The sequence below is a fragment of the Trinickia sp. genome, from assembly GCF_051961175.1.
Classification (GTDB): Bacteria; Pseudomonadota; Gammaproteobacteria; order Burkholderiales; family Burkholderiaceae; genus Trinickia.
In genome coordinates this window covers 25,479-36,026 of the sequence record NZ_JBQCDN010000009.1, presented here as the reverse complement: position 1 = coordinate 36,026, position 10,548 = coordinate 25,479, and the positions used below count along the sequence as shown (strand labels likewise).

5 protein-coding genes are annotated in these 10,548 nt (G+C 63.8%); all 5 read right to left on the bottom strand.

Going from position 1 to position 10,548, the window contains the following annotated elements; all coding sequences use genetic code 11:
* Positions 1–432 (bottom strand): hypothetical protein (locus tag ACTHL0_RS00660; protein ID WP_440564623.1); only part of this gene is annotated, 432 nt, incomplete at its 3' end.
* A 241-nt stretch (positions 433–673) separates the two neighbouring features.
* Positions 674–1,735 carry a purine-nucleoside phosphorylase gene (locus tag ACTHL0_RS00655; RefSeq protein WP_440564622.1) on the bottom strand — a complete coding sequence of 354 codons (1,062 nt, stop codon included), beginning with the start codon at positions 1,733–1,735 and terminating at the stop codon, positions 674–676.
* Positions 1,736–1,827: 92 nt separating this feature from the next.
* Complete coding sequence (locus tag ACTHL0_RS00650; protein ID WP_440564620.1) at positions 1,828–4,434, bottom strand: mechanosensitive ion channel family protein; 2,607 nt, start codon at positions 4,432–4,434, stop codon at positions 1,828–1,830.
* 134 nt (positions 4,435–4,568) lie between these two features.
* A complete protein-coding gene (gene selD, locus ACTHL0_RS00645; RefSeq protein WP_440564619.1) occupies positions 4,569–5,666 on the bottom strand; it encodes a selenide, water dikinase SelD in 1,098 nt (365 codons plus the stop codon).
* Between the two features lie 7 nt (positions 5,667–5,673).
* Positions 5,674–10,533, bottom strand: coding sequence for an NAD-glutamate dehydrogenase (locus ACTHL0_RS00640; protein ID WP_440564618.1), 4,860 nt, complete (start codon positions 10,531–10,533; stop codon positions 5,674–5,676).
* Positions 10,534–10,548 lie beyond the last annotated feature (15 nt).

The window sequence follows — 10,548 nt, the reverse complement described above, 5'->3', positions numbered from 1 at the left end:
CATCGCCCGGTCGAAGTCCCCATCGAACACGGTCTTGCTCTGATCGGGCGCCCAGTTTGCGTCGAGAAGTGTTTGGAAACGCTGCCGAATCCGTGACACTGCGTCGATCGCTTCGGTCATTTCGGTCGCTTCCGCCGATTGGGATTGCGATTGCGCGGCGATCTTGTGTTCGCCGGATTGCGCGCGCGAATCGAAAACGCGACGCGACGCGGCGAACGGTAGCCGCGCTTCCTCCCTCGATGCCGCCTCCGTAGGCGGCGACGAACGTCGCTCGAACGGCCCGAGGCTGCCGAACGCAACATCTCGGTTGCGCTTCTTGCCGTGATCGGTGGCGCCCGGCGCGTCCGCTAAGCTCGATGTCGGCGGCGATTCGGGCGAACCGGTCACTGGTGCGGCAGCGGGTAGGCCACCAAGATTGTGTAAGGGTTGCATGGGAAGGCGACGGAACGATTCGATTTCGCTGACCCATGCGCTCAGTGCTATCGACGCTCTCGGCCAGCGAGCTGTCTGAAGTAGCCGATTAGACGCGCGTGCGCTCACGTGCGCTATCCCAAGGAGCGAAATACCGCCGACGCGAGCGAAGCGATCGTTCCGCGCCTAAGCGGGCTTAAGCGCGTTCAAAGCCTTCTCCGCGACGGCAAGAAAAGACAGCTATCCGCCCCGGCCGATACGCTCAGTGTTGCGGCACGCCGTCTCGCCATTCGCTCCAATGCGTCGCAATCGCCTGCACGAGCGGATTGCCGGTCACGAACAAGTTTGCGACCGCAGGCGTGAACCCGCCCTGCGCGGCGTAGTTGAGCAGATTGTCGGCGCTCGTCTGGCCAGCATAGGGGCGATCGAAATCGGAACCCGTACGCAGATCGGCCACCCGCGCAAGATCGACACGATGCGCATTGGCTGCGCGCGTCAGCGCCTCAAACGTCGCGTTGTCCTCTTGCTGTGTCGTGCAATAGGTGCCCTTGCCGTCCGTCATGATTTTTGTCCAATCGCGTGCGCGCTGGCCGAGGTCCGTGCCAGAAAACCACGTATCGCCCGCGAGCGTATCGCATTGGATCACCGACGGCGGCTGATTGGCCGGCGCGTAGCTGAACTTCGCGCGCGCCGCCTGCGCTTGTGCGCTGTCGGTCAGCACGACGTTACGCGATAACGCGTAGGCCGCATCGGATAGCTGCGGATTGAGTTGGAACACCTCGGTCTTGTAATCGAGCGGCGGCTTCTGGTTCGGGTTCGTCGTATTGATGCCGAGATAACCCGTGTTCCAGCCCGGAGGAATTTCGCGCCCGTCGAGTTCCCATTGGATGCCGAAATCGACGAGGTATTTCGCCCATGCGGCAGATCCGATCGTGCCCTGCTGCGGGTCGATGCCGGCGATCCCGGCGATCAGAAAGTACGTATGGCGCAGATCGAACTTCGAAGAAAACGTGAGCGCCATCGTCGATGCCGCCGCGTTGGCATGACCCATCCCGGTCGTCATCACGCACACATCCTGCTTATTGCAGTGGACATCGGGATAATCGGGCGACAGGCCCGCCACGGGGATCGACTCCCACGGCCCGAGATGATCGAGCCAGACCTGACCTTCCGGCGCGAACATCGAAATGATCATCACCTTGACATGCCGGCCGTGCGAGCCGTGCTCGGCAAAGCTGGTGTCGTTTTCTTGCGCGCTCGAGACCGTGGCCGCGCAAGCCGTCAGCGCGATGGCGCCGATCGAGATGAGAGTGCGAATAAGCATGGGCGTTTCCTTTGATTTCGTGATTAGTCGGAGAGAACCGCTCGCTGACGCTGGGACTGCGCGCGTCAGTATAGAGGTACGCCTTTCACACGTCATCGATCGGAAGAGGGCCGCTTGCCCTGCGCTCTGTCGTCGGGCCCCGCCTGCCCTTTGGCGTCGTTGATGCCTTGCTTGACTTCGTCCTTGGACGGGTCCCGGGATACGTCCGCGTCCTCGCTCCTGGTTCCGCCTTCCGCTTCTTCCTTTGCATGGCCATTCGCGTCCGCCACGGCCACTTTCAGCCCGTCTTTCGGCGGCACGAACACGTTGCGCAGCGGATTCGCGATGACGATGTCACGCTCGCGGAACAACTCGGCGATACGCCGATTGAATTCGCGCTGGATCGGCCAGCGCGCCGTGTCGCGGCACTGCATCTGGCCGACGAGCGTCACCATCGACCCGTCCACCTGATCCACGCCCCACAGGCTGAAATCGCTGATGATGCCGTCCTTGAACTTCGGGTCGTCGCGCATTTGAGCGCCGATTTCGCCGAGCGTCTTGGCGGCGAGCTCGATGTCCTGGCCATACGCGATGCTGACCTTGACGGATGCGTTGCCGAGCCCCCGGTTCGAATTGGTGACCGTCGATACGGAACTGAACGGCACCGTATGCAAAGCGCCATCGCCGCCGCGCAACCGCACCGTGCGAATCGACAAATATTCGACCGTTCCCGATAGCCCGGCCACCGTTACCCAATCGCCAACCTGCATGGCGTTTTCCATCAGCAAGAACATCCCGGTGATGAAATCCTGCACGAGCTTTTGCGAGCCGAAACCGAGCGCCACACCAAAAATACTCGCGCCGGCGAGCAGCGGCCCAATGTTGACGCCGATTTCGCTCAGGCCCGTCAATCCGATCACCAGCACAATGCCGACCAGCAGCGCCGTGCGCAGCATCGGCAGCAACGTGCGCAAGCGCGCCGCGCGCATGAGGTCGCCCGCGTCGGTCCAGCGATGCAGCCGTCGCTCGATCGAGACGTTGATCGCCTCCCACACCACCAGCGCGATGAAAGCCGCGATGGCGATCGTCACGCAGGCCGAAACCAGGCGGCGGCCGACGAAGTTGCCGGCGAATAAGTGCCACACGTTGATATCCCACACCCGCAGGATGAGTGCAGCGGCTGCCAGCAGGACGATTAGCGCGACCAGACGGCGCAGCCAAGGGTAGTAGCGTTGTGCGCGCTGCAGTGCGATGGACGGCGTCACGCCGTCGCGAGGCTTGAAGATACGCCCGAGCACGCCGAGCGTGACGATCGCGACGACGCGCGCCCCTACGAGGATCAACAGCGACATCCCGCCGTGTTCGAGCAAGGCTTGATAGCCGTTGCGCACATCGAGCGCCCAGATAAACCAGAGCGCCATCACGACAAATATCGCGACGATCGCCCAGATATCGGCCAGCCAGTTGGCGAAGAACCGCAGCAACCCCGAGCTCGCGCACTTCGATCGCAGCCAATCGGCGACGGGGCGGCGGATCTGCAAGATCAGCATCGCGATCAACACGTGGCCGACGAGCGCCACGGCCTTTTCGATACCGAGGTGCGCCTCCGCGGTGAGGCCCAGGGAAACAGGCGTCTCGGCCAGCGCCACACCGATGCCGAGTACGACAACGAAGCGCACCACCCAGCGGTCGCTGAAGGCAGCCCATGTGTCGCCGAGCGGCAGCATGCGCAGCCTCGGCGCGTTGCCGGCAAACAAGAAGCCGCTCGCGAGCACGAGCGCGCGCGCAATAACGTAGATCTCGATAAGCGTTTCGACGACATCGGCCTCCGCCGTGCCGTCGTCCGTCAGCAGCGACATCGCCACGAATGACACCCCGATGAATGCCGCGAGCGGGATCGCTTGAAGCAAAGTGTGCAGCAGCGCATACGGCAGGCGCTGCAGCAACGACCACTGCCGCCCCGCGTGGACCGCATTGCGCTGCTCGCGGGCCGCTCGCACCGCGTGCTCGTCGATGCTGGTTGCGGGGACGTTCGCATTGAGCGAACGCACGTCGGCGTCGGCTTGCGCGTTGGCATTGGCATTGGCATTGGCATTGGCATTGGCGTTCTCTCTTCCGGCGGCGGCCTGCGAATCGGCCTCGGCCGTACCGACAGCCAATACCGTCACGCGCTTTCGTAGCAGCCACGTAAAGAGCCAGCTGACCAGCCATGCTGGCACGAACGTCGCAACGAGCGTCCAACCCAATTGCTCGAGCTGCGCACGCCCCTCCTGGCTCGTAATTTCGTAGCCCCACCAGGCGCGGACGGAGCGAACATCGAGCAATGCGCCTGCGGAATGGCGCAACGAAGTCCCGACCTCGCGGATGGCGTGCACCACTTGATGCGACACCTGGGAGACGAGCCCATTCGACGATGCAATCGCGGACAAGACACCCGACGCGCCTGTCGCGGAAGCGGCCGCCGGTGCGCTGGCTACGGGCGGCGTGGCCAGGGCCCCCGCTGCCGCGATCGCGCGGAGCGTGTCTTCCATTTGGGCACGCGATTTCGGATCGCCGAGCACTTGCAATGCATGCTTGGCCTGATCGGGCGTCAAAACGACACTGGATGGGTTCGAGACGGGCTGCGCCGCCGCCGGCGATGACGCCGCAGTGGATGCGGCTTCAGCGGAGGACACACAAAACGAGAGCAACAACAGAACGACGGACAGGAATTTATGCATAAAGACGTGAGGAAGAAACGCCAACAGGAGCGGGAGCCCGGGCCCGTGCATCCACGCGCCGCCCGGCTTCCATCCCCTGTGACTTCGTTCTCGCGCGAACGATCCCGAAATGAGCCCGCGATGCGTTCCGACCCTCAAGCCACGACGATGCGCGGCGCGCCCCCGATGACTTCGCCGATTGCCGCGGCACGCAGGAATCCCTCGGCGTGGAAGCAAGCCAGTACGCGGTCGACAGCGCCCGGGGCGCACGCGACGAGCAGGCCGCCCGAGGTCTGGGGATCGGTCAGCAAGGCGCGTGCCACCTCGGGCAGCGCCGCATCGAGTTCAACGTGATCCCCGTAGGAAGCCCAATTGCGAGCGGATGCCCCCGTCACGATGCCACCCCGGGCCAACGCCTCGACGCCCTCGATCCACGGCAAATCGCGATACTGCAGACGAATACCGAAGGTGGCGCCGCGCGCGAGTTCCAATGCATGCCCCAGCAGCCCGAACCCTGTCACGTCCGTCAACGCGTGTACGTCGGGCATCTCGGCAAGCGTCATACCGGGGCGATTGAGCTGCGTCGTCGAATCGATCATCGCGTCATATCCGGCCCGATCGAGCGCATTCTTCTTCAGCGCGGCCGAAAGCACGCCCACGCCGAGCGGCTTCCCGAGCACGAGAACGTCTCCCACGCGCGCGGTCGAATTGCGTTTGACACGCGCAGGATGGACGACGCCGAGCGCAGCCAAGCCGTAGATCGGCTCGAGCGAATCGATCGAATGTCCACCCGCGACGGGAATGCCCGCATCGAGACAGACGCTTTCGCCGCCGCGCAAGATCGCGGCGATCGTCTCGCGCGGCAGCACGTTGATCGGCATGCCCACGAGTGCAAGCGCGAGAATCGGGCGCGCTCCCATCGCGTAGAGATCCGACAGCGCGTTGGCGGCGGCGATGCGCCCGAAGTCGTATGGATCGTCGACGATCGGCATAAAGAAATCCGTCGTCGCCACGATCGCCTGCTCGTCGTTCAGCCGATACACAGCCGCATCGTCAGCCGTTTCCCTGCCCACGAGGAGATCGGCAAACATGGTGGTCGACATCGGCGAAGCTTGCGTTGCCAGCAGTTCGGCCAGCACGCCGGGGGCGATTTTGCAACCGCAGCCGCCTCCGTGCGACAGGCTCGTCAAGCGCGGCGGTTCATGGCTCGCTTCATGACCTGCTTCATGGCTCGTTTCGTGTCGATCGTTCATGGGTCGCCTATCCGCGTTCGAGGATCGTCATCTCGCGTACGAGCACGAGCAGCATCGACAAGCTGGCCCCGCCGGACGCCCGCTGCTCGGCGATCAACTGCGCAAAGCGCGCGAGTTGCGGCCCGCGCTGCTCACGCCAGGCCGCAGCGATCGTCTCGGCGGTCGCGCGCTCGGGCGCCCGGGAGAGCGCGCTGATCGTCAAGGCGCGTTTGATCCTGGCGAGTTCGGCCAGCGCCGCCGCTCGTGCCAGCATGTCCCAATGCGTATGCGTCGGTAAGGCATTCGCGCGCTCGTTGATAAAGCCATAGTCGAGCATCGTCCCCAGCGCGAAATACACGCCGGCCACATGTTCGAGCGGCTGGGCGACGTTCGATGCCACGTCGGCTACGTCGAGCACCGCCGCCGATATTTCGCCGCTCGCCACACGCCCCGCCAGTTCGGCGTTCACGCCGGCCGATTCGAGCGTATTGCGGCGCGCGTCCAGTGCTTCGAGCTCGGCGCTCGGCAACAACGCCGGCCAACGCGGCGCGAGCTGCGCCGCTGCCTCGCGGCAACGGTCGATCAACGCACGCACGTTCGCTACGTCGCGCGCGCTTTGATCAGTCTGCAATTGCCGCAAGAACCAAAGCGCCGAACGCTCCATGAGCCTCGCCACATCGACGAACATGCGCGCCTGCACGTCATCGGCGACATGATTGTCGAGCGCATCGATCTGCAGCCAGACATCGTCGATATCGAAGACCTCGCGCGCCATCATGCATGCGCGCACGATATCGCTGGCCTTCGCGTCCGTCTCCTCCTGCAGCCGATGCACGAACGCACAGCCCACGCGGTTAATCAACGCGTTCGCCAGGTGCGTCGCCAGAATCTCGCGTTTGAGCGGATGGCGCGCGGCCGCATCGGCGAAGCGCGCCTGCAGCGGCTTCGGGAAATACTCGCGCAGCATGTCGGCGACGAGCGGGTCTTCGGGCAAATCCGATTCGAGCAATTCGTCGTAGAGCCACATTTTGCTGTAGGCCAGCAAGACGGCACGCTCGGGCGACGTCAGCCCGCTCTTGGCCGCCTGCCGTTCGGCGATCTCCTCGTCGTTCGGCAGGAACTCGATCGTCCGGTTCAGGCGGCCACTGCGTTCGAGCGAGCGCATGAGGCGCACTTCGGCTTCGAACGATTCGCTGCTATAGCGCCCCGCGATGGCAAGCGCCTGCGTCTGCTGATAGTTGTCGCGCAGCACGAGCAGCCCGACCTCGTCCGTCATCTCGGCGAGCAAGACGTTGCGCTGCTTTTCCGTCATCTCGCCATCGGCGACGACAAGCCCGAGCAAGATCTTGATATTGACTTCATGGTCGGAACAATCGACGCCCGCCGAATTGTCGATGGCATCGGTGTTGATGCGGCCGCCCTTTTGCGCGTACTCGATGCGGCCCAACTGCGTAAGCCCGAGATTGCCGCCTTCGGCCACCACTTTGGCGCGCAGTTGCGCACCGTTCACGCGCACGGCATCGTTGGCGCGATCGCCCGCCTGCGCGTGCGTTTCGCGCGTCGCCTTGACGTACGTGCCAATGCCGCCGTTGTAGAGCAGATCGACGGGTGCGAGCAGAATCGCGCGAATGAGCTCGCTCGGCGCCAGGGCCGCAGCCGTAATACCGAGCACGGCCTGCATGGAGGAGGAGATCGGGATCGCCTTTGCCGTGCGTGGGAACACGCCACCGCCCGAGGAGATCTTCGCGTGATCGTAGTCGGCCCAGCTCGATCGCTCGAGCGCGAACAATCGCTCGCGCTCGGCAAAGCTCGTGGCCGGATCGGGATCGGGGTCGAGAAAAATGTGGCGATGATCGAATGCGGCCACGAGCCGAATATGGCGCGACAGCAGCATCCCGTTGCCGAATACGTCGCCCGACATGTCGCCGACCCCCACCACGGTGAAATCGGTCGTCTGCGTATCGACGCCCATCTGCCGAAAATGGCGCTTGACCGATTCCCATGCGCCGCGGGCCGTAATGCCCATCTTCTTGTGGTCGTATCCCACCGAACCGCCCGAAGCGAATGCATCGTCGAGCCAGAATCCGTATTCGCGCGCGATCGCGTTCGCGTAATCGGAGAACGTGGCCGTGCCCTTGTCCGCGGCCACGACGAGGTACGGATCGTCAGGATCGTGACGCACGACGTCGGGCGGGCCGACGATCGCGCCGCCTTGACGGTTGTCCGTCACATCGAGCAAGCCGCGCAGGAACGTTTGATAGCAGGCGATTCCCTCGCGCATGAACGTTTCCCGATCGCCGGCCACGGGCGGATTCTTGACGACGAACCCGCCCTTCGACCCGACCGGCACGATGACCGTGTTCTTGACCATCTGCGCTTTCATGAGCCCGAGCACTTCGGTGCGGAAATCCTCGCGTCGATCCGACCAGCGCAAGCCGCCGCGCGCCACGCGGCCGCCGCGCAAGTGCACGCCTTCGACACGCGGCGAATACACCCATATCTCGAACATCGGCTTGGGCTCGGGGAGCCCCGGAACACGCGATGGGTCCAGCTTGAACGAGAGGTACGGCAGCGGCTCGCCCTTCGCATCGCGGTGAAAGTAATTCGTGCGGATACTTGCATTGATGACACCGAGAAACTGCCGCAGAATCCGGTCTTCGTCGAGGTTCGGCACTTGATCGAGCGCCGTTTCAATGCCTTTCAGCAACGCCGCGATACGCTCGGCGCGCGCTGCCCCGAGCGCCGGATCGAAGCGCGTCAGAAACAGATCGACGAGCCCTCTTGCCAGCGCCGGATTGCCCGTCACCGCACGTTCGATGTACGCATCGCTGAAGGTCGACCCAACCTGCCGCAAATACTTCGCATAGGCGCGCAGAATCGACACTTCCCTTGCCGCGAGCCCGCCTCGCAACACCAGCCGGTTGAAGTCGTCGTTCTCCACTTCGCCGGACCACACGCGTGCAAATGCTTCCTCGAACAACGTCTTCACGCGCTCGATATCGAATTCGACGTCGTCCGTCAACTCCAGGCCGAAGTCCTGCACCCACGCCGGGCTCGAACCGGCCGGCTCGATCAGGTGGGGGCGCTCTTCGTCCACGCGCACGCCCAGATGTTCGAGCATCGGCAAACTGCGCGACAGCGCGATCGACTGCCCCGAGCGATACACTTTGAATCGAAAGGCACGCGGCGACGCTTCGATGGGCCGATACAGATTCATCGATAACGTCTCGTTGCGCTGCGCGGCCTCGATCAGTTCGATATCGCGCACGGCCGTGCGCGCGGCGTAGTCTTCGCGATAACCGGCCGGAAACGAATCGCCGTAGCGCTGCAGCAAGCGATTGCCCTCTTCTTCGCCGAAGCGTTCGAGCAGCGCGTCGGCAAGATCGTCCTGCCAACGTCGCGTCGCGAGCACCAGACGCGCCTCCAGTTCCCGCGTATCGACCTCCGGCAACACGCCGTTGTTCGTGCGCACGACGATGTGAATCCGGGCGAGCGGCGATTCGGAGAGCAGCGGCGTGAACTCCACGCTGGTGCCGTTGAACGCGCCGGCAAGCAGCTTCGCGATGCGGCGGCGAAGATCGGTGTTGTACTTTTCCCGCGCGACGAAGACAAGACACGAGACGAAGCGCTCGAAACGGTCGCGCCGGATGAACATCCGGGTGCGCTGATGCTCTTGCAGACGCAAGATACCGAGCGCGATATCGTAAAGCTCGTCTTCGTTCGCTTGAAACAACTCGTCGCGCGGATACTGTTCGAGCACGGTCACGAGCGACTTGTGCAAGTGCCCTTTCGCAAGAAAGCCCGCGCGCCGCACGACGTTCGCGCACTTGCGGCGCACTATCGGAATATCGTTGATCGATCCCGTGTAGGCCGTCGACGTATACAAGCCCAGGATGCGGCGTTCACCGACGAGCGTGCCGTCGGGCCCAAACAGCTTCACGCCGACGTAGTCGAGATAGCCGGGCCGATGCACGGTCGCGCGCGAATTGGCCTTCGTGAGGAAGATCGGCGCTTCGGCGTCGATGATGGCCGCGGCGGTGCGCGGCAATGGTGTCAGGTCGGGCGCATCGGGACGCCGCAAGTTTTCGCGCAAGATACCCGCGCCGGTGTTTTCCATGCCGCGCAGCGCGAAGCCGCCGTCGTGCGCCACGAGCGCGTAATCGCGCAGGCCCAGGAACGTGAAATGATCGGCCATCATCCATTCGAGAAACGCCCGCGCCTCGGAGGCCTCATCGCTGTGTTCGCGAGCGGCGAGCGCCTTGATCGTCTCTTTGGCGACGGCTTGCATCTTCGACCAATCCTCCACAGCGGCACGTACATTACCCAGCACGCTCGCGATATTGGCCCGCAGCTCGGCCAATTTGGCCGCCTCGGTGCAGCGGTCCACTTCGAAGTGAATGAATGACTCGAGACGCGAGCGATTCGTCGAATCCGTCTCGCCGTTGCCCGCCCCGCCTGGTTCGATCCGCGCGATCGCGCCTTGCGCATCGCGCCAGACGCGATAAACGGGGTGGATCGCCGAGTGCAGCGTCAGGCCGAAGCGGTTGACTTCCATCGTCACCGAATCGACGAGAAACGGCATGTCGTCGTTGACGATCTCGATGACGGTGTGATCGGAGTGCCAGCCATGCTCGTCCAGCACGGGGTTGTAGACGCGCAGCGCGGCGGTGCCCGACACGAATCGCTGCGCCGTCTGCCAGTGCGCCATGGCCGCGCCGTAAAGATCGGCGATGCTGCGGCTTTGTAAGTCTTGCGAATCGACGAGCTCGTAGTAAAAGCGCAGAAACGATTCGATCGCCTCGAAGGCGGGCTCCGGCCATCGTCCTTGAGCATAGTCGACGACGTCCGTGAGCAGATGAGCGACGGCTTCTTCGTTGTTCGATAGCATGGTGCCTCCGCGGGC

Coding starts and splice junctions, on each gene's coding strand:
- selD (WP_440564619.1), bottom strand. CDS start 5,666: ATGAACGATCGACACGAAACGAGCCATGAAGCAGGTCATGAAGCGAGC.
- ACTHL0_RS00640 (WP_440564618.1), bottom strand. CDS start 10,533: ATGCTATCGAACAACGAAGAAGCCGTCGCTCATCTGCTCACGGACGTC.
- ACTHL0_RS00650 (WP_440564620.1), bottom strand. CDS start 4,434: ATGCATAAATTCCTGTCCGTCGTTCTGTTGTTGCTCTCGTTTTGTGTG.
- ACTHL0_RS00655 (WP_440564622.1), bottom strand. CDS start 1,735: ATGCTTATTCGCACTCTCATCTCGATCGGCGCCATCGCGCTGACGGCT.